Below are 19,139 nucleotides of genomic sequence, written 5' to 3'. Positions count from 1 at the left end.
CTAACGACGGTCCATAGTGACGTATTCCTCGGGATCAGTCCACCGTGACGGGAACACGGTGACCGACGCCACGCGCCACGGTACGGGTCGGAGCGGACGGAGCGAGCCGTGAGCGCAGGGCGACCAGCGTCACCAGGGCGAGCGCCGTGCCCCCCAGCGGCACCAGGAAGCCGGCGGTCGAACCATGGGCGTCGGTCAGGCGTCCCGCGACGGTGACGGCGGCGGCCTGGCCCAGAGCGACCGCGCCGGTCAGCCAGGTGAACGCCTCGGTGCGCGAGGTGGCCGGCACCAGGGACTCGACCAGCGTGTAGCCGGTGATGAGGGCCGGGGCGATGCACAGGCCGACGATGAGGCCGAGGCCGCCGAGGAGCAGCGCGGAGTGGGCCGCCCACAGTCCGGAGGCCGCCAGGGTCAGCGCCGCGTAGCCGGCGATCAGCCGGACGCGGGGCGAGGACTTCCAGGCGATGGCGCCGCAGGCGATGCCCGCCAGCATGTTTCCGGCGGCGAAGACGCCGTAGAGGATGCCGTTGATGCCGGGGTTGCCGATCTCCTCGGCGAACGCGGTCAGGGAGACCTGCATGCCGCCGAAGACCGCGCCGATGCCGAGGAAGGCCATCGCCAGGACGCGGACGCCCGGGATGGACAGCGCGGAGGTGTGCTCGATCTGCTCGTGCTCGGCGGCGCTGCGTACCGGCGGCTGGGTGGCGCGCCGGGCCGCGAACAGGAGGCCGCCGACGAGGGTCAGGGACGCCTCGGCGATCAGTCCGGCCGCCGGGTGCACGCCGGTGCACAGGGCGGTGGCGAGGACGGGGCCGATGACGAAGGTGAACTCGTCGGTGACGGACTCGAAGGCCGCGGCGGTCGCCATCAGGGGCGAGCCGTCGAGCTTGTTCGCCCAGCGGGCCCGCACCATGGGGCCGACCTGCGGGACGGACGCTCCGGTGGGGACAGCCGCGATGAACAGCGCCCACAGGGGCGCGCCGGCCAGGGCCAGTGCGGTCAGCACGGAGACCGAGGCCGCGTGGATGAGGACGCCGGGCACCAGGACGGCGCCCTGTCCGTAGCGGTCCGCGAGCTTGCCGCTCTGCGGGGCGAACAGGGCCATGGACACGCCGGTGAAGGCAGCCACGGCGCCGGCGCCGCCGTACGAGCCGGTGGTGTGCTGGACGAGCAGGAGGATGCCGATGGTGAGCATCGCGAAGGGCTGCCGGGCCGCGAAGCCGGGCAGGAGGAAGGACAGTGCGCCGGGTGTGCGCAGAAGCTGGCCGTATCCGGGCCGCTTGTCAGAAGTGACCGTGGATGCCACGGCCCCTTGCCTTTCTGCCGCCTGGTAGCGCGCCCCTGCACGGTTCGTGGGTGCGGGCGTTGCCGAGAGCTGTCCTCTTGCGCGGAACTGCGGTAGATGCCGAGGGCTGCTGCGGGGAGCTCTCGACCGCCATACGGTCGCGCCAGCTCTGCGTCAGGCAGAGTTGGTCGATCAGTGGTGTGCCTTCATGATACAGATCTTTGGCACTCCGTGCCTACGAATCCGCACGGAGTGCCAACATTCGGCCTGTGTTTATTCGGACGTCACAGGACGCCATCGGATCGTCACGCCGCTTAACAGCCGGTTACGCGTCTTGACGTCCCGTTCGCCTGGGCTTCGCCTTCCGCGCGGGCTCGGCCGGGGCGCCGGCGCCCAGCCACCCCGCGAGCTTGCCGCCCTGGCCGACCGCGCGCAGCCGGGACTCGGCGGCGTCGCGCACCGGGTCGGTGGCGACCACCAGGAGCTCGTCTCCGTGGCGCAGCATGGTGGTGGGGCCCGGCACGAAGCTCGCGCCGTCCCGTACGACGAGGGTGACGGCGGCGCCGGGCGGCAGCCTCAGCTCGTGCACCTCGACGCCGTGCATCCGCGACTTCGGCGGGATGGCCACGGACAGCAGGTGGCCGCGCAGCCGTTCAAGGGGCGCGGATTCGACCCCGAGGTCGGCGGCCTCGTCGGCGCCGGAGAGCTGGAGCTTGCGCGCCAGCCAGGGCAGCGTCGGCCCCTGGATGAGGGTATAGACGATGACCAGGATGAAGACGATGTTGAAGATCTTCTCGCTGCCCTCGATCCCGGCGACCATCGGGATGGTGGCAAGGATGATGGGCACCGCGCCGCGCAGGCCGGCCCAGGACATCAGGGCCTTCTCCTGCCAGGGCACCCGGAACGGCACCAGGCTGAGCAGGACTTCCAGCGGCCGGGCCACCATCGTCAGGACGAGGCCGATGATCACGGCCGGCCAGAAGTCGGCGGCCAGGTTGTGCGGGGTGACCAACAGGCCCAGCAGGACGAACATGCCGATCTGGGCGAGCCAGCCGAGCCCGTCGGCGAAGCCGCGGGTGGCCGGCCAGTGGGGGAGCTTGGCGTTGCCGAGCACCATGGAGGCGAGATACACCGCGAGGAAGCCGGAGCCGTGGGCGATGGCGCCGGCCGCGTAGGCGCTCACGGCGATCGCCATCACGGCGATGGGGTAGAGGCCGGAGGCGGGCAGCGCCACGTGACGCAGTCCGAACGATCCGAGCCAGCCCACCGCGAGCCCGATCGAGGCGCCGATGGCCAGCTCCAGGGCTATCTTCCCGACCAGGAGGTACCAGGAGTCGACCGGTCCCGGCGTGGAGAAGGCGACGACCAGGATGACGACAGGGGCGTCGTTGAAGCCGGACTCGGCCTCCAGGACACCGGTCACGCGGGAGGGCAGCGGCACCTTGCGCAGCACGGAGAAGACGGCCGCCGCGTCCGTGGACGACACCACCGCGCCGATGATCAGAGCCTGCCGCCACTCCAGGCCCACCAGATAGTGCGCCCCCGCCGCCGTGACGCCCACGCTCACGGCGACACCGACGAGCGACAGGACCACGGCCGCCGGCAACGCCGGTTTGATCTCCTTCCACTTGGTACCCAGGCCGCCCTCGGCGAGGATCACCACGAGTGCGGCATAGCCGATCACCTGCGTCAGTTCGGCGTCGTTGAACCGGACGTTGAAGATGCCGTCCTGCCCTATCGCGATCCCTATACCGAGATACAGGAGCAGGCTGGGAAGCCCGCTGCGCGAAGAGATCCGCACCGCCGCCACGGCGATGAGCAGAACGAGCGAGCAGATGAGCAGGAGTTCGTTGAGCTGGTGGACAGTCAGTGGCCGATCCTTCCCCTCAGGCGCCGCAGGCACCCCATGAAAATCGTGCATCCCCAGGCACGTAGTGCGCATCCGGGGGCTCCCTCGGGCACACCTGGTGAAACGTTCCGTCGCCCAAGGTACTTCGTTACCTTACCTAATCTTTGACGCTTTCTTTACGCACGAGCCTTCCTGTGCGACGCACCGACGGGCCTCCCCGTGCGACGCCGCACGTGCCTGGATGACGTCCCCGTATGTGAACGCCGACACCGCGTCAGGGGCTGTCAGCGGCTGCGCCTATGGTTGCTCCCAGTACTCCTGGACCACCCTGCCCCTCGAAGGACAGCGATGCCCGCCACCACAACCGCCCCTTCCGCCGGTACGACGGCCGGCAAGACGAGCAGGAAGAGGGGACGCCGCCTGAGGCTGTTCGTCCTCGTCCTGGTGCTGGCGCTGGTCGCGGGCGTGGCCTACGGCGCGTACTGGGGAGTCAGTACCGTACGCGCCTCCTTCCCGCAGACCACGGGCACCATCAAGCTCCCCGGTCTCCTCGGCCAGGTCGAGGTCAAGCGCGACGACTACGGCGTTCCGCAGATCTACGCCGACAGCGACGCGGACCTGTTCATGGCCCAGGGCTACGTCCAGGCGCAGGACCGGTTCTACGAGATGGACGTCCGCCGGCACATGACCTCGGGCCGCCTCTCCGAGATGTTCGGCAGCGGCCAGGTCGACACGGACGCGTTTCTGCGCACCCTGGGCTGGCGCAAGGTCGCGCAGCAGGAGTACGACACCAAGCTGACGCCCGCCACGAAGAAGTACCTCCAGGCGTACTCGGCGGGGGTGAACGCGTACCTCAAGGGCAAGGACGGCAAGGACATCTCCGTCGAGTACGCGGCGCTCAACCTCACCAACGACTACAAGCCCGAGGCCTGGTCGCCGGTGGACTCGGTGGCCTGGCTCAAGGCGATGGCCTGGGACCTGCGCGGCAACATGCAGGACGAGATCGACCGCTCCCTGATGACGAGCCGGCTCAGCGCGCAGCAGATCAAGGACCTGTATCCGGCCTACCCTTCGGCCACCCACCGCCCCATCGTGGACGAGGGCTCGTACAACAAGGCGACCGGGAAGTTCGACCCCCAGCGCGCCTCCAGCGCCTCCGACGGAACGTCGGGGACCGCGCAGGGCGCCCTCCAGGGCATGCAGAGCCAGCTCTCCTCGCTCTCCGACACCCTGGACACGATCCCGGCGCTGCTCGGCCCCAACGGCAGCGGCATCGGCTCCAACTCCTGGGTGGTGTCCGGCCAGTACACGACGACCGGGATGCCGCTGCTCGCCAACGACCCGCACCTCGCGCCAATGATGCCCTCGCTCTGGTACCAGATGGGCCTGCACTGCCGGACGCTCTCCAGCAAGTGCTCCTACGACGTGGCGGGCTACACCTTCTCCGGCATGCCCGGCGTGATCATCGGCCACAACCAGGACGTGTCCTGGGGCTTCACCAACCTCGGCGCCGACGTGACCGACCTGTACCTGGAGAAGATCTCCGGCAACAACTACCTCTACGACAACCAGGAGAAGCCCCTCGCCACCCGCGAGGAGGTCATCAAGGTCGCCGGAGGATCCAGCAAGACCATCACCATCCGCGAGACCAACAACGGCCCCCTGATCTCCGACCGGGACGACGAGCTGGAGAAGGTCGGCCAGAAGGCACCCGTCAACACCGCGGCCCCCGACCGGGGCGCCGGCTACGCGGTCGCCCTGAGATGGACGGCGCTGGACCCCGGCAAGTCCATGGACGCCGTGTTCGCGCTCGACAAGGCGAAGGACTTCAAGTCCTTCCGCAGCGCCGCCAAGGACTTCGAGGTCCCCTCGCAGAACCTGATCTACGCCGACACCAAGGGCAACATCGGCTACCAGGCGCCCGGCAGGATCCCGGTCCGCGCCGAAGGCGTCGACGGCACGATGCCGGCGCCCGGCTGGGACTCCAAGTACACGTGGAAGAAGGGTTACGTCCCCTTCGACGCGCTGCCGTACGAGTACAACCCCAAGCGGGGCTTCATCGTCACCGCCAACCAGGCCGTGATCGACGAGAAGAAGTACCCGTACCTGCTCACCAAGGACTGGGGCTACGGCACCCGCAGCCAGCGGATCAACGACCTCATCGAGTCGAAGATCAAGGGTGGCGGGAAGATCTCCACCGAGGACATGCAGAAGATGCAGATGGACAACAGCAGCGAGATCGCCGCGCTGCTCACGCCCGCCCTGCTGAAGATCGACGTGTCCGACCCCTCGGTGCGCGAGGCGCAGAAGCTCCTCGAAGGCTGGGACTACACCCAGGAGAACGACTCGGCGGCCGCCGCCTACTTCAACTCGGTGTGGCGCAACGTCCTGAAGCTGGCGTTCGGCAACAAGCTGCCCAAGGAGCTGCGCCCCAAGGGCGAGTGCCTGTACGTGACGCCGCCGGCCGGCACCGGGCCCGTCGACGACCCCGACAAGAAGGTCCTTGAGTGCGGCGAGCGCGACGGCGACTCGGCGCAGCCCGACGGCGGTGACCGCTGGTTCGAGGTCGTGCGCAAGATCTTCAACGACCAGAACAACAGCTGGTGGAAGTCGCCCGCGACCCGTCTGGACAAGGCGACCAGCACCCGTGACCAGCTGCTGGCCCGGGCCATGAAGGACGCCCGCTGGGAGCTGACGGCCAAGCTCGGCAAGGACACCACGACCTGGACCTGGGGCCGGCTGCACCAGCTGATGCTGAAGAACCAGACCCTCGGCAAGGAGGGCCCGGGCGTCCTGCAGTACATGCTCAACCGGGGCCCGTGGAACCTGGGCGGTGGCGAGGCCGCGGTCGACGCCACCGGCTGGAACGCCGCAAGCGGCGACTACGGCGTCACCTGGGTGCCCTCGATGCGCATGGTCGTCAACCTCAAGGACCTCGACAAGTCCAAGTGGATCAACCTGACCGGCGCTTCGGGCCACGCCTATAGCGCGCACTACTCGGACCAGACCGAGAAGTGGGCCAAGGGCGAGCTCCTGGACTGGTCGTTCAGCGGGAAGGCGGTCGACGCGTCAACCGTCGACACGCTGAAGCTCACGCCGTAGTGACTGGTCGAGACACGCGCCGCGGGCCGGGCCTGAGGCTCACGCCGTAGTCACTGGTGGAGGCTCACGCCCTGGTGCGGGCTGAGGCTCACGCCATGGGACGGCCGCTCACGCGGGAAAGCGCGTCACCCCGTAGGGGGTGACGACGGCTTGCACGGGGTGGTCGTGCGGTTCCTCCGGGACCCGCGCGACCACCTCGTTCGCGTACAGGAGCACCACCAGGGCCGGCGTGCGGCCGGACGCCTCGATGCGGGCGAGGACCCGGTCGTAGGAGCCGCCGCCGCGGCCGAGCCGCATCCCGCGGGCATCCACGGCGAGGCCGGGCAGCAGTACGGCGTCCGCGCCCGTCACAGCGCCCGGGCCGAGCCGTTCGCCGTCGGGCTCCAGGAGCCCGCGTCCGGCGGGCAGCAGGTGTTCGGGCCCGGCATAGGCGGCCCAGTCCAGGTCGTTGTCGGCGAGCAGCACCGGAAGGAGCACCCGTACGCCCCGGGCGTACAGGCTGTGGACGAGGGCGCGGGTGCCGGGCTCGCGGCCGACCGAGATGTACGCGGCCACGGTGTTGGCCGCGGCGAGTTCGGGCAGCGCGAGGGCCTGGTCGGCGAGGCGCAGGGACGCCGCGAGCAGCTCGTCGTCGCTCAGCTGCTTCCTGGCGTCCAGGAGGCCGCGCCGCAACAGGGCCTTTTCGGACATGTGATCACACACCGTGCTTCTGTAATCCCCTCAAATGTGCGGATAAGAGAGCGAATTCACCGGAGAATAATCTTCTGCACATACGCAGCGGATAGGGTGCCCGCATGACTCAGTCGCCCCCACGGATCACCAAGGCTGTCATCCCCGCCGCCGGGCTCGGCACCCGGTTCCTTCCGGCCACCAAGGCCACACCGAAGGAAATGCTGCCGGTGGTGGACAAGCCCGCCATCCAGTACGTGGTGGAGGAGGCGGTCGCGGCGGGCCTGTCGGACGTGTTGATGGTGACCGGCCGCAACAAGCGTCCCCTGGAGGACCACTTCGACCGCAACTACGAGCTGGAGTCGGCGCTGACCCGCAAGGGTGACGCGGACCGGCTCGCGAAGGTGCAGGAGTCGAGCGACCTCGCGGCCATCCACTACGTACGCCAGGGCGACCCGCGCGGCCTGGGCCACGCCGTGCTGTGCGCCGCGCCCCACGTGGGGGAGCAGCCCTTCGCGGTCCTTCTGGGCGACGACCTGATCGACGCGCGCGACCAGTTGCTGTCGCGGATGGTGGAGATCCAGGAGCATGAGGGCGGCAGCGTGATCGCCCTCATGGAGGTCGACCCCGAGCAGATCCACCTCTATGGCTGCGCGGCCGTCGAAACCACCGCCGAGAGTGATGTCGTCCGCGTGACCGGGCTCGTCGAGAAGCCGGAGCCGGCCGAGGCGCCCTCCAACCTCGCCGTCATCGGACGCTACGTCCTCGACCCGGCCGTCTTCGCCGTGCTGCGCACCACCGAACCCGGTCGCGGCGGCGAGATCCAGCTCACCGACGCCCTCCAGCAGATGGCCGCGGACGAGTCGATCGGCGGGCCGGTGCACGGAGTCGTCTTCAAGGGCCGCCGCTATGACACCGGCGATCGCGGAGACTATCTGCGAGCCATTGTCAGACTGGCGTGCGAACGTGAAGACCTGGGCCCGGACTTCAAGGCCTGGCTTCGCCGGTACGTCACCGAGGAGATGTAGGCACCCGTGAGCAACACGACCTGGTCGGTGGACGAGCACCTCGACGACATCCTCGCCGCGGTCCGCCCGCTCGAACCCATCGAGCTGCAACTGCCGGACGCCCAGGGGTGCGTCCTGGTCGAGGACGTCATGGTGCCCGTCGCCCTGCCACCCTTCGACAACAGCTCGATGGACGGCTACGCGGTGCGGGTCGCCGATGTCGCGGGCGCCAGCGAGGAGTTCCCCGCCGTGCTCACCGTCATCGGTGACGTAGCGGCGGGCAGCGGCGACCTGCCGACCGTGGGCCCCGGCCAGGCCGCCCGCATCATGACCGGCGCCCCGCTGCCGCCCGGCGCCGAGGCCGTCGTCCCCGTCGAGTGGACCGACGGCGGCAGCGGCCAGGGCGCCGCCACCGGCATGCGCCCGGCGGGCTCCGCCCCCGAAGGGGCGAGTGGCGAGGTGCGGGTCCACCGCGCCACCGAGGCGCGCGCCCACATCCGCGCCCGCGGCAGCGACGTCCAGGCCGGAGACCTCGCCCTCGCGGCGGGCACCGTGCTCGGCCCGCCCCAGATCGGGCTGCTCGCCGCGATCGGCCGCGGCACCGTCACCGTACGGCCGCGCCCGCGTGTGGTGGTGCTCTCCACCGGCAGCGAACTGGTGCAGCCGGGCGAGCAGTTGGGCGAGGGCCAGATCTACGACTCCAACAGTTTCGCGCTGGCCGCAGCAGCCAAGGACGCGGGCGCGATCGCCTACCGGGTCGGCGCGGTCACCGACGACGCGGCCGTGCTGCGCGACACCATCGAGGACCAGCTGATCCGCGCCGACCTGCTCGTCACCACGGGCGGGGTCAGCGTCGGCGCGTACGACGTCGTCAAGGAGGCGCTGTCCTCCGTAGGAGACGAGGATGAGCCGGGCGGCGGCATCGACTTCCGCAAGCTCAAGATGCAGCCCGGCAAGCCCCAGGGTTTCGGCTCGATCGGCCCCGACCACACCCCGCTGCTCGCGCTGCCCGGTAACCCGGTCTCCTCGTACGTCTCCTTCGAGCTGTTCGTACGCCCCGCGATCCGCACCCTGATGGGCCTGGACGAGGTGCACCGGCCCACCGTCCGGGCCGTCCTGAAGACCGGCAAGGCGCTGTCGTCGCCCGCCGACCGGCGCCAGTTCCTGCGCGGCACCTACGACGCGAAGGCGGGCACCGTCAGTCCCGTCGGCGGCTCCGGATCCCATCTGATCGCGGCGCTCGCGCTCGCCGACTGCCTCATCGTGATCCCCGAGGCCACCACGTCGGCGGAGCCCGACAGCGAGGTGGACGTGGTCCTGCTCGGCTGAGTGTCAGTCGATGGGGGTACGGTGTCTGCCCACAGATGCCGTACCGGGAGCGCCACCGAATGAGTACGACGCAAGGCAGGCTCACGCACATCGACGAGGCGGGGGCGGCCCGCATGGTCGACGTCTCGGAGAAGGACGTCACCGCCCGCACCGCCCGCGCCAGCGGCCGCGTGCTCGTCTCGCCCCACGTGGTGGAGCTGCTGCGCGGCGAGGGCGTCCCCAAGGGCGACGCGCTGGCCACCGCCCGTATCGCCGGGATCATGGGCGCCAAGCGCACCCCCGACCTCATCCCGCTCTGCCACCCGCTCGCCGTCTCCGGTGTGAAACTCGACCTCGCGGTCGCCGACGACGCGGTGGAGATCCTGGCGACGGTGAAGACCACCGACCGCACGGGCGTCGAGATGGAGGCGCTGACCGCGGTGTCGGTGGCCGCACTCACCGTCGTCGACATGGTGAAGGCGGTCGACAAAGCCGCCGTCATCACCGACATCCGCGTCGAGGAGAAGACCGGCGGCAAGTCCGGCGACTGGAACCGGCCCGGGACGGACGCGTCATGACACCCCCTCAGGCCGGTGCCCACCAGCCTCCTGAGCCGTCGGGTGAGCCGTCGCGCACGCCCCGGCCGGACGCCGTCCCCGCCCGCCCGGGCCCGCAGGCCGCCGTGCCCTTCCCGCCCGGTGGCGAAGGCCTCGGCGAGGCGCTGCGCGCGCCGTACGCCGCGCTCGTCGTCACCGCGTCCAACCGCGCGGCCGCCGGCGTGTACGCGGACAGGGGCGGGCCGCTGCTCGCCGAGGGGCTGAGCTCGATCGGCTTCGCCGTGGACGGCCCGCTGGTGGTGCCCGACGGCGACCCCGTCGAGCAGGCGCTGCGCGCGGGGACGGCCGCCGGGTACGACGTGATCGTCACCACCGGCGGCACCGGCCTCTCGCCCACCGACCGCACCCCGGAGGTCACCCGCGCCGTCATCGAGTACGACGTGCCCGGCATCCCCGAGGCCATCCGCACCGAGAGCCTGGCCAAGGTCCCCACCGCGGCCCTCTCCCGCGGCCTGGCCGGGGTGGCGGGCGGGCGGACCCTGATCATCAACCTGCCGGGCTCCACCGGCGGCGTACGCGACGGAATCGCCGTCCTGGAGCGGATCCTGCGGCACGCCGTGGACCAGATCCGCGGCGGCGACCACCCCAGACCGGGGAGCCCGAGCTGAACGTTCCTTCGTGGCCGGTCGAGCTGGCGGAGGGCGATGTGGTCCTCCGCCCCATAAAGGTGCGCGACCAACGGGCCTGGCGCGAGGTCAACCGGCGCAACCGCGACTGGCTGCGGCCCTGGGAGGCGACGATCCCGCCGCCCGCCCCCGGCGCGCCCTTCCCGCAGCGGCCCACGTACCGGCAGATGGTCCGTCACCTGCGCACCGAGGCGAGCGCCGGCCGCATGCTGCCGTTCGTCATCGAGTACCAGGGGCACCTGGTGGGCCAGTTGACGGTCGCCGGGATCACCTGGGGATCCATGTGCTCGGGCCACGTCGGGTACTGGGTGGACCGTGAGGTGGCGGGCCGCGGTGTGATGCCGACGGCTGTCGCGCTCGCCGTCGACCACTGCTTCCGCGCGGTGGGGCTGCACCGCATGGAGGTGTGCATTCGCCCCGAGAACGGGCCGAGCCGCCGGGTGGTGGAGAAACTCGGTTTCCGCGAGGAGGGCGTACGCCCGCGCTATCTCCACATCGACGGCGCCTGGCGCGACCATCTCGTCTACGCGCTCACCGCGGAGGAAGTCCCCGAGGGGCTCCTCGCCCGGTGGCGGCGGGGCCGGCAGTCCCACGGCGGTAAATAAAATAAATGTTCGGATTCTATCGGGGTTCGGTCCCTTCGTCTCGTCCAACGATCTGAGAAATCACAAAAAAAGCCGGTGATATCAGCCAGATCGTGCGACACACCGGCTCAATTGGCGTATCCCCGCGCGCCGGTCCCTCTACGGTGTGATGTGTGAGCAGCAGCGGCCTCATTTACGCAGTCATCGTCGGGGCCTGGGCCGCCTACTTGGTGCCGATGTGGCTCCGCAGGCAGGACGAGCTCAACGAGGCACGCCCGACAGAACGTTTCAGCACCGCCATCCGGCTGCTGTCCGGACGGTCGGCCATGGAGCGTCGCTACGCCAAGGAGCTGCGCCAGCGGGCCACCGAAGAGGCAGCGCCCGAGGCGGACCCCGAAAATCCCGCGGACGCCCTCACGGAACCCCTTGCCACGGCGGGGGAGCCGGCGGGCGTGTCCGGCCGGGAGTTCTCGGTACCCCAGGCCCGCGGCAGGCGCCCGGCTACCCCGGAGCGCGGGGAGCGCCAGGGCCACCCGGAATCTCAGGGGCAGCAGGGTTCTCAGGGGCACCCGGGGTCTCAGGGCCACCTGGGCCAGCAGGTACCTCAGAATCATCAAGGTCACCCGGGCCCGGGGTCTCAGGACCGGCGCCAGGGCCGCCACGACGAGCGGCGCGAGCATGTGAGCGGGGAGCCGGCCCGGCGCGAGAGGGGCGCCGGTCCCGCGGGCGGGGCCGCCTCGGCCGCGGGCAGGGCCGCCTCGGCCGAACGGGCCCGGCGGGCGCAGCGCAGTGCGGTGCTCGCGAGGCGCCGTCGCACCACCGTCATCCTCTTCCTCGCTTTCACCCTGGGTGCGATCGTCGCGGCGGTCGGGGGTCTCGGCTTCCTGTGGGCGCCGGCCGTCCCGGCCGCGCTGCTGAGCGCGTACATCGTCCATCTGCGCATCCAGGAGCGGCGGCGTTTCGCCTTTACGATGGACCGCCGCCGCGCGGAGGCGGCCGCGCAGCGGCTGCGGGAGAGCCGGCCGCGCGCGCGGGCCACGGCGCCGGGCGTCGAGGCCGACGACGAAGCGGAATCCCACCACCCGGCCCCCGTGCCCGAACCGGCGCCCGCGCCCGCCCTTTCGCCGCAGGAGGCCGGACGGCGCGCCCTGGTCGAGCAGACCGACCACGCGGAGTGGGTCGACCAGCAGCGCGAGCGCGGTCCGGAACACGGCGCGAGCTGGGACCCGGTTCCGGTCCCGCTGCCCACGTACGTCACCGCGCCGGTCGCCCCGCGCGCCACCGGCAGCATCGACCTCGGCGCACCGGACACGTGGTCGTCGGCCCGCTCTTCGACCGCGGACCCGACGCCGACCCCCGAGCCGGCCCCCGCCGCCGAGGAACCCCCGCGGCAGCGCTCGGGCTCAAGTCGCCGCCGGACACCGCTCTTCGACCAGTACGCGGACGACGACCGGCCCCGCGCCGCCAACGAATGAGATCCCTCTCGCTGACCAGCGAGGACCGGATTTCCAACCACTCCCGTCCGGGTGCTAAGGTTTCACTCGTTGCAAGGGCCTGTGGCGCAGTCCGGTAGCGCACCTCGTTCGCATCGAGGGGGTCAGGGGTTCGAATCCCCTCAGGTCCACAACAGGTCAGAGCCCCTGTCGGAGAAATCCGGCAGGGGCTCTTTCCGTGCGTACAGCCTCTTTCCGTGCGTACAGCAGCGAAGTACGGCAACTGCTGCCGCTCCTGCCGCCGTTCTTGCTGCCGGGTGGCGGCCCGCGGCCCGGGGCGCGGGGACGGGGATCAGGGTCGACTTCGCCATCGGGTCCGTTCGGTTGAACCCCAGCGAGGACGAGCTGACCGGGCCGGAGGTCGCGATGCTCAACGGCTTCGAGGACCGGTCGTGGACGGTCTGGCGGCCCGGCGAGGACGTTTTCGAAGCCCTGCGCTGAGTCGGCGCCCATCGCCACGGCCCCTCCGGACACGCGTGACGGACTCGGCTTCGACCGGCCCCCTGTCCCGCGGTGGAGTCAGGCGTTTCCCAGGGCCTTCGCGAAGCACCGGCTCGACTCGTACGTGCGGTAGTGGCCGAACTTCTCGCACGGCTCGTACCCCGTCGACGTGTACAGGGCTATCGCCTCGGGCTGCTTGATGCCCGTCTCCAGGACCATGCGGGTGCGGCCGGCCGCACGGGCGTCGGCTTCCAGGGCTGCCAGGATGCGGCGCGCCAGGCCCTGGCCGCGGGCCTCGGGGACGACGTACATCCGCTTCAGTTCCGCGTCGCCGTCGCGATAGTTCTCCTCGTTCGCCTCCTGGCCGCGCCAGCCGCCGGTGGCCACCGGGCGGCCCTTCGCGTCGTACGCGATCAGGTACAGGCCGCGCGGCGGCAGGAACATCGCGGGTTCCAGGTAGGTGACGTCGCCGTCGTCCCCGTACCGCTCGGCGTATTCCAGCTGAACCTGGTCGTTGAGCTTCCGGGCGTCGGGGTGGTCGTACGAGAGAGAGTGGATAATCATGCGCAATAGCGTACTTCTATGCGTAGGGTGGGAGGCGCCGGGTCGGTAGGGTGCCGGGATGCTCACTGTTACCTCTGTGAATGTAAACGGGCTGCGTGCCGCTGCCAAGAAGGGCTTCGTGGAGTGGCTCGGGGGCAGCGACGCCGATGTGGTCTGTCTGCAGGAAGTACGCGCCGAGTCCCACCAGCTGCCCGCCGAGGCCGGCGCGCCCGAGGGCTGGTTCGCCGTGCACGCCCCGGCCGCCGCCAAGGGCCGGGCCGGTGTGTCCCTGCTCACCCGGCGCGAGCCCGACCGGGTGCGGACCGGGTTCGGGAGCGCGGAGTTCGACGGCAGTGGGCGGTACGTCGAGGCGGATCTGCCCGGTGTGACCGTCGCCTCCCTCTACCTGCCCTCCGGTGAGGTCGGCACCGAGCGGCAGGACGAGAAGGTCCGCTTCATGGCCGAGTTCATCGAGTACCTCGGGGAGCTGCGCGGTCGCGCCGCCGCCGACGGGCGCGAGGTAGTCGTCTGCGGCGACTGGAACATCGCCCACCAGGAGGCCGACCTCAAGAACTGGAAGGGCAACAAGAAGAACTCCGGCTTCCTGCCCGAGGAGCGGGAGTGGATGACCCGGGTCTTCGATGCCGGTGACGGCGGATACGTCGACGTCATGCGCGCCCTGCACCCCGGCGTCGAGGGGCCGTACTCCTGGTGGTCCTACCGGGGCCGCGCCTTCGACAACGACACGGGCTGGCGCATCGACTACCAGGTCGCCACCCCCGGCCTCGCCGAGCGGGCCGTCAAGGGCTTCGTCGAGCGCGCCGCGACGCACGGCGAACGGTGGAGCGATCACGCGCCGGTGACGGTGGTGTACGACCTCTAAGGGCCGCAATACGCGGTGGCCGGGGCGGGCCGGGTAGCCGCCCCGCATCCCGGGGGCAGGCCGTGGAGCCGCCCCGCATCCCGGGGGCAGGCCGTGGAGCCGCCCTGCATCCCGGGGGAGGGCCCGGGAGCCCCCTGCATCCCGGGGGAGGGCCGGGGAGCCACCCTGCATCCCGGGGGAGGGCCGGGGAGCCACCCTGCATCCCGGGGGCGGGCCGGGTGGCCGCCCCGCATCAGGAGTGTGCGCTACCGCTCCCGCGACAACCTGCGGTCCAGCGCCAGGGACAGTTCGGCGTCCACCACCGCCTTGGCCAGCGGGCGCAGGCGGTGGGTGTCCTCCGGGGCCGCGTGGGTGTGCAGCAGATCGGTGAACAGGTCCGCAAGCGCCTCCGCGTGCTCGCGCACCTCGCGGCCAGCCGCCAGCACCGCGGCCAGCGGGACGCCCTCGCGGACCAGGGACGCCGACACGTCCAGGAGGCGTCGGCTGATGTGGACGATCTCCTCGCCCGACACGGCCAGGTAGCCGAGGTCCAGCGCCGCCGCCAGGTTCTCCGGGGTGACCTGGCCCGCGAAGTGGTCCGCCAGCGCCTCGGGCGTGAGGCGCACCGGGGTCTCCTCGGTGGGCTCGACCAGGCCGAGCGCCTCGCCCGCGTCGCGGCCCGACTCGAAGGCGGAAGTCAGGTCGGCGATGCCGGACAGGGTGTGGCCGCGCTCCAGGAGCGCCGAGATCGTCCGCAGGCGGGCCAGGTGGTGGTCGTCGTACCAGGCGATCCGGCCCTCGCGGCGTGGCGGCGGGATCAGGCCGCGCTCGCGGTAGAAGCGCAGGGTGCGTTCGGTGATGCCGGCCGCGCGGGCCAGTTCGGTCACGCGGTATTCGCGGACGCCCCGGTCGTCGTTGTCTGCCTGGTCTTCTGCCACGGGTCTCAGCCTATGCGGTGTCCCCGCGGCGCCCGGCGGGTTCTACCGGCGGTAACTTTCCCCGCCCGTACCCCTACCGCTCGGTATGTGACTGCTCTACTCTCCCAACAGTGCCAGTGATTGCTGGCAAGGTTGTGGGACCGGATCGTGGAGGCAGTGGCATGGCCCAGCACGAGGACGAGCACCAGCGTGAGGGCGGGCGTGCACAGCGGCCCGAGCGCGAGCATGTGCGGGTGGCGGTGATCGGGTCGGGGTTCGGCGGGCTCGGGGCGGCGGTCCGGCTGCGCCGCGAGGGGATCACCGACTTCGTCGTCCTGGAGCGGGCCGGCTCCGTGGGCGGCACCTGGCGCGACAACAGCTACCCCGGGTGCGCCTGCGACGTCCCCTCCCACCTGTACTCCTTCTCCTTCGCGCCCAACCCCGACTGGCCGCGCACCTTCTCCGGCCAGGAGCACATTCGCGCCTACCTCGACCACGTCGCCGACACGTTCCGGCTGCGCCCGCACATCCGCCTCGACCACGAGGTGTCGATGATGCGCTGGGATGCCGAGCGGCTGTGGTGGGAGATCGAGGTCGCCAACGGGACTTCGCTCACCGCCGACGTCGTCGTCTCGGCCACCGGCCCCCTCTCCGACCCCAAGGTGCCGGAGATACCCGGGCTCTCCACCTTCCCCGGCCAGGTGTTCCACTCCGCGCGCTGGGACCACGACTTCGACCTGCGCGGCAAGCGGGTCGCCATGGTCGGCACCGGCGCCTCGGCGATACAGATCGTGCCCGCGATCCAGCCCGACGTCGCCAGGCTCACCCTCTTCCAGCGCACACCGCCCTGGGTCATGCCGCGCATGGACCGTGCGATCACCGGCGCCGAGCGCTGGCTCCACCGCCAACTGCCCTTCACCGGCGCCGCCCGGCGCGGACTCCTGTGGGGCATACGGGAGTTGCAGGTCAGCGCGTTCACCAAGCGGCCGGGCGAACTCGGGCTCGTCGAGTCGATCGCCAAGTCCAACATGGCGCGCGCCATCAAGGACCCGGCCCTGCGTGCCAAGCTGACCCCCGACTACCGCATCGGCTGCAAGCGCATCCTGCTGTCCAGCTCGTACTATCCGGCGCTCGCCCAGCACAACGTGGACGTCGTCGCGTCCGGGCTGACCGAGGTGCGCGGCTCCACCCTGGTGGCGGCCGACGGCACCGAGAGCGAGGTCGACGCGATCATCTTCGGCACCGGGTTCCACGTCACCGACATGCCGATCGCCGACCGCGTCGTCGGCGCCGAGGGGCACACCCTCGCCGAGTCGTGGAAGGACGGCATGCAGTCGCTGCGCGGCGCGACCGCGGCCGGATTCCCCAACTGGATGACGATCATCGGGCCCAACACCGGCCTCGGGAACTCCTCCATGATCTTGATGATCGAGTCCCAACTCTCTTACATGGCGGACTACTTGAGGCAGCTGAACGTGCTGGGCGGACGGGTCGCGCTGACCCCCCGGGCCTCCGCCGTCGGGGCCTGGAACCGGCGGGTGCAGGAACGCATGAAGCGCACCGTGTGGAACACCGGCGGCTGCACCAGCTGGTACCTCGACGCGGGCGGCCGCAACACCACCGTCTGGCCCGGCACCACCAGCGAGTTCCGCCGCGCGACGCGCGAGGTCGATCTGGGAGAGTACGAGGTCGTACGGGCCGGGGCCGCCGAACACCGGCTCGCGCAGGAGCCCGTCGAGGCGCCGGCGGTGTCCGCGTGAGCCGCGCCGGGGCGGGAGCGGGGGCCGTGCGGCGCGGGGTGTACGCGCCGCCCGAGCCCGGCCGCGTCCTGACCGCCCACTCCGCCGACGGCGCCCCGCTCCACGTCGAGGTGCACGGCCCGGCCGACGCGCCCGCCGTCGTCCTCGCGCACGGCTGGACCTGCTCGACCGCGTTCTGGGCCGCACAGATCCGCGCGCTGGCCGGCGAGTGCCGGGTCATCGCCTACGACCAGCGCGGCCACGGGCGTACCGCGGCGGCCGACGTCTGCTCCACGGACGCGCTCGCCGACGACCTCGAAGCGGTGCTCGACGCGACGCTGGCGCCGGGCGAGCGGGCGGTGCTTGCCGGGCACTCCATGGGCGGCATGACGCTCATGGCCGCCGCCGGGCGCCCCGGCCTGCGCGAGCACGCCGCCGCCGTCCTGCTGTGCAGCACCGGCGCCTCGCGCCTGGTGGCCGAGTCGCGGGTGGTGCCGCTGCGGGCCGGGCGGCTGCGCACCGGGCTCACCGGACGTGTGCTCGGCTCGGGCGCGCCGCTCGGACCGGTCACGCCGCTCGCGAAGAAGGTCCTGCGGTACGCCACGATGGGACCCGGGGCCTCGCCGGACAAGGTCGAGGCGTGCGCCAGGATCGTGCACGCCTGCCCGCGCCGGGTGCGCAAGGCCTGGTCCTCCGTGCTCGCCGAGCTCGAAGTGGACGCATTGGTAGGGGAGTTGACGATGCCGAGTGCCGTGGTGGCGGGCAGCGCGGACCGGCTCACGCCACCCGTACACGCGCAGCGGCTCGCGGACGCGCTGCCCGACTGCCGCTCGTTCGACGTCCTCCCCGGCGTCGGGCACATGACGCCCATCGAGGCGCCCGACTTCATCACCGGGAAGATCCGCGCGCTGGTGGCCGCGCATCTCACCGCCCCGGCCGGCGATCCCGTCGCCGCCGTCGACTCCGAGGAGAGTGCCGTATGAGCAGGGTCGGACTTGAAGGACAGGTCGCGGTCGTCACGGGCGCGGCCCGCGGTGTCGGCGAACTCCTCGCGCGCAAGCTGTCCGCGCGCGGGGCGAAGGTGGCGCTGGTGGGACTCGAACCCGACGAGCTGAAGCGGGTCGCGGCGCGGCTGCACACCGAGGCGGAGTCCTGGCACGCGGACGTCACCGACCACGAGGCGATGGCGCGGGTCGCGGCCGAGGTCAAGGAACGGTTCGGCAAGGTCGACATCGTGGTCGCCAACGCGGGGGTCGCCTCCGGCGGGCCGTTCGTCGACTCCGACCCCGATGCATGGCGCCGGGTCATCGAGGTCAACCTCATCGGCGGGGCGGTCACCGCGCGCGCCTTCCTGCCCGTCCTGATGGAGTCGCGCGGGTACTTCCTCCAGATCGCCTCGCTCGCGGCGATCACTCCGGCGCCGATGATGACGGCGTACTGCGCCTCCAAGTCCGGGGTCGAGGCGTTCGCGCACAGCCTGCGGGCGGAGGTCGGCTACAGGGGGGTGCGGGTCGGGGTCGGGTATCTGTCGTGGACGGATACGGACATGGTGCGCGGGGCGGACCAGGACGACGTGATGCGTGAGCTGCGCTCGCGGCTGCCGTGGCCGTCGAACCGGACGTATCCGCTCGGACCGGCGGTCGACCGGATCGTCGCCGGGATCGAGCGGCGGTCCTCGCATGTGTACGCGCAGTGGTGGTTGCGGGGGATGCAGTCCGTGCGGGGGTATCTGCCGGGGGTCATCGGGGCGGTGGGGGCGCGGGAGATGCGGCGCTTCGAGCCGCGGCTCGGGTCTGTCTCTCGGGGACTGGTCGGAGCGGGCGGCTCCGCCGACGAACAATCCCGAGCCACCCGCTCCGCCCGGCCCTGACCCCCTGGGGCTCCGCCCCAGCCCCGGGTCGCCCCTTGAGGGCGCTCCATACCGGGGTGCCCTACGGACGCGATGCCGGGTGCCCCACCAGGGGCGCGGCTCCGGTTGCCCTACTAGGGGCGCGGCTCCGGGTGCCCCACCAGGGCGGGGCGGCTCCGGGTGCCCTGCAGGGGCGCGGGGAACTGCGCGGCTCAGCGATCCTCCACTGCCCGCCGCGAGGGCCAGGT

Annotated in this window: 16 protein-coding genes and 1 tRNA gene; 12 read left to right on the top strand and 5 right to left on the bottom strand. The window is 71.4% G+C overall.

Translation table 11 applies throughout. The features are described 5' to 3' along the window. Nucleotides 1–34: 34 nt before the first annotated feature. Both AB0D31_RS29415 and AB0D31_RS29410 read right to left on the bottom strand, forming a co-directional pair. Nucleotides 35–1,306: an MFS transporter gene (locus tag AB0D31_RS29415; protein WP_362728712.1), complete on the bottom strand. Its 1,272-nt coding sequence runs from the start codon at nt 1,304–1,306 to the stop codon at nt 35–37. A 304-nt stretch (nt 1,307–1,610) separates the two neighbouring features. Further along, nucleotides 1,611–3,188 carry a potassium/proton antiporter gene (locus AB0D31_RS29410; protein ID WP_362728710.1) on the bottom strand — a complete coding sequence of 526 codons (1,578 nt, stop codon included), beginning with the start codon at nt 3,186–3,188 and terminating at the stop codon, nt 1,611–1,613. Nucleotides 3,189–3,482: 294 nt separating this feature from the next. Between AB0D31_RS29410 and AB0D31_RS29405 the strand changes: the two genes are divergently transcribed. Continuing rightward, nucleotides 3,483–6,236, top strand: a complete 2,754-nt coding sequence (locus AB0D31_RS29405; RefSeq protein ID WP_362728708.1) for a penicillin acylase family protein — start codon at nt 3,483–3,485, stop codon at nt 6,234–6,236. A gap of 108 nt (nt 6,237–6,344) precedes the next feature. On the opposite strand, the gene AB0D31_RS29400 is transcribed toward AB0D31_RS29405, so the two are convergent. Then, nucleotides 6,345–6,926 carry a 5-formyltetrahydrofolate cyclo-ligase gene (locus tag AB0D31_RS29400; protein WP_362728706.1) on the bottom strand — a complete coding sequence of 194 codons (582 nt, stop codon included), beginning with the start codon at nt 6,924–6,926 and terminating at the stop codon, nt 6,345–6,347. A 104-nt stretch (nt 6,927–7,030) separates the two neighbouring features. Between AB0D31_RS29400 and galU the strand changes: the two genes are divergently transcribed. The 7 genes from galU to AB0D31_RS29365 all read left to right on the top strand — a co-directional run bounded on the left by galU (nt 7,031) and on the right by AB0D31_RS29365 (nt 12,671). Further along, nucleotides 7,031–7,933: a UTP--glucose-1-phosphate uridylyltransferase GalU gene (galU, locus tag AB0D31_RS29395; RefSeq protein WP_362728704.1), complete on the top strand. Its 903-nt coding sequence runs from the start codon at nt 7,031–7,033 to the stop codon at nt 7,931–7,933. Nucleotides 7,934–7,939: 6 nt separating this feature from the next. Next, on the top strand, nt 7,940–9,241 hold the full coding sequence (gene glp, locus AB0D31_RS29390) for a gephyrin-like molybdotransferase Glp (protein WP_362728702.1): 1,302 nt from the start codon (nt 7,940–7,942) through the stop codon (nt 9,239–9,241). A gap of 59 nt (nt 9,242–9,300) precedes the next feature. Next, a complete protein-coding gene (gene moaC, locus AB0D31_RS29385; RefSeq protein ID WP_362728700.1) occupies nt 9,301–9,798 on the top strand; it encodes a cyclic pyranopterin monophosphate synthase MoaC in 498 nt (165 codons plus the stop codon). A gap of 143 nt (nt 9,799–9,941) precedes the next feature. Then, entirely contained in the window at nt 9,942–10,445 is a 504-nt protein-coding gene (locus AB0D31_RS29380; RefSeq protein WP_362728740.1) for a MogA/MoaB family molybdenum cofactor biosynthesis protein, read from the top strand. After that, nucleotides 10,442–11,068, top strand: a complete 627-nt coding sequence (locus AB0D31_RS29375) for a GNAT family protein (protein WP_362728738.1) — start codon at nt 10,442–10,444, stop codon at nt 11,066–11,068. The genes AB0D31_RS29380 and AB0D31_RS29375 overlap by 4 nt, the downstream gene beginning before the upstream one ends. A gap of 152 nt (nt 11,069–11,220) precedes the next feature. Beyond that, the gene (glpR, locus tag AB0D31_RS29370; protein ID WP_362728698.1) at nt 11,221–12,522 is read left to right on the top strand and encodes a gephyrin-like molybdotransferase receptor GlpR; all 1,302 of its coding nucleotides are present in this window, start codon (nt 11,221–11,223) and stop codon (nt 12,520–12,522) included. Between the two features lie 75 nt (nt 12,523–12,597). Beyond that, nucleotides 12,598–12,671 (top strand) — tRNA-Ala (locus AB0D31_RS29365). A gap of 388 nt (nt 12,672–13,059) precedes the next feature. On the opposite strand, the gene AB0D31_RS29360 is transcribed toward AB0D31_RS29365, so the two are convergent. Next, nucleotides 13,060–13,545 (bottom strand): GNAT family N-acetyltransferase, encoded by a 486-nt coding sequence (locus AB0D31_RS29360; protein WP_362728696.1) that lies wholly within the window; start codon nt 13,543–13,545, stop codon nt 13,060–13,062. Between the two features lie 58 nt (nt 13,546–13,603). On the opposite strand from AB0D31_RS29360, the gene AB0D31_RS29355 reads away from it, so the two are divergent. After that, the gene (locus AB0D31_RS29355) at nt 13,604–14,407 is read left to right on the top strand and encodes an exodeoxyribonuclease III (protein ID WP_362728694.1); all 804 of its coding nucleotides are present in this window, start codon (nt 13,604–13,606) and stop codon (nt 14,405–14,407) included. A gap of 245 nt (nt 14,408–14,652) precedes the next feature. Here AB0D31_RS29355 and AB0D31_RS29350 read toward each other — a convergent pair whose 3' ends face one another. Next, nucleotides 14,653–15,324, bottom strand: a complete 672-nt coding sequence (locus AB0D31_RS29350) for a MerR family transcriptional regulator (RefSeq protein ID WP_362728692.1) — start codon at nt 15,322–15,324, stop codon at nt 14,653–14,655. Nucleotides 15,325–15,485: 161 nt separating this feature from the next. Between AB0D31_RS29350 and AB0D31_RS29345 the strand changes: the two genes are divergently transcribed. Genes AB0D31_RS29345 through AB0D31_RS29335 form a run of 3 tightly spaced genes read left to right on the top strand, consistent with a single transcriptional unit; the run spans nt 15,486 to nt 18,912 of the window. Further along, a complete protein-coding gene (locus tag AB0D31_RS29345; protein WP_362728690.1) occupies nt 15,486–17,063 on the top strand; it encodes an NAD(P)/FAD-dependent oxidoreductase in 1,578 nt (525 codons plus the stop codon). Continuing rightward, nucleotides 17,060–18,025, top strand: coding sequence for an alpha/beta hydrolase (locus AB0D31_RS29340; RefSeq protein WP_362728688.1), 966 nt, complete (start codon nt 17,060–17,062; stop codon nt 18,023–18,025). Before AB0D31_RS29345 ends, AB0D31_RS29340 begins: the two co-directional genes overlap by 4 nt. Further along, the gene (locus tag AB0D31_RS29335) at nt 18,022–18,912 is read left to right on the top strand and encodes an SDR family oxidoreductase (RefSeq protein WP_362728686.1); all 891 of its coding nucleotides are present in this window, start codon (nt 18,022–18,024) and stop codon (nt 18,910–18,912) included. Before AB0D31_RS29340 ends, AB0D31_RS29335 begins: the two co-directional genes overlap by 4 nt. Nucleotides 18,913–19,139: the final 227 nt, after the last annotated feature.

It is taken from the genome of Streptomyces sp. NPDC048361 (genome assembly GCF_040651795.1).
Classification (GTDB): domain Bacteria; phylum Actinomycetota; class Actinomycetes; order Streptomycetales; family Streptomycetaceae; genus Streptomyces.
The sequence above is the reverse complement of the archived record's forward strand: the minus strand, read 5'-3'. Positions and strand labels throughout refer to the sequence as shown.

Coding starts and splice junctions, on each gene's coding strand:
- AB0D31_RS29400 (WP_362728706.1), bottom strand. CDS start 6,926: ATGTCCGAAAAGGCCCTGTTGCGGCGCGGCCTCCTGGACGCCAGGAAG.
- AB0D31_RS29335 (WP_362728686.1), top strand. CDS start 18,022: ATGAGCAGGGTCGGACTTGAAGGACAGGTCGCGGTCGTCACGGGCGCG.
- galU (WP_362728704.1), top strand. CDS start 7,031: ATGACTCAGTCGCCCCCACGGATCACCAAGGCTGTCATCCCCGCCGCC.
- AB0D31_RS29405 (WP_362728708.1), top strand. CDS start 3,483: ATGCCCGCCACCACAACCGCCCCTTCCGCCGGTACGACGGCCGGCAAG.
- AB0D31_RS29345 (WP_362728690.1), top strand. CDS start 15,486: ATGGCCCAGCACGAGGACGAGCACCAGCGTGAGGGCGGGCGTGCACAG.
- AB0D31_RS29360 (WP_362728696.1), bottom strand. CDS start 13,545: ATGATTATCCACTCTCTCTCGTACGACCACCCCGACGCCCGGAAGCTC.
- moaC (WP_362728700.1), top strand. CDS start 9,301: ATGAGTACGACGCAAGGCAGGCTCACGCACATCGACGAGGCGGGGGCG.
- AB0D31_RS29355 (WP_362728694.1), top strand. CDS start 13,604: ATGCTCACTGTTACCTCTGTGAATGTAAACGGGCTGCGTGCCGCTGCC.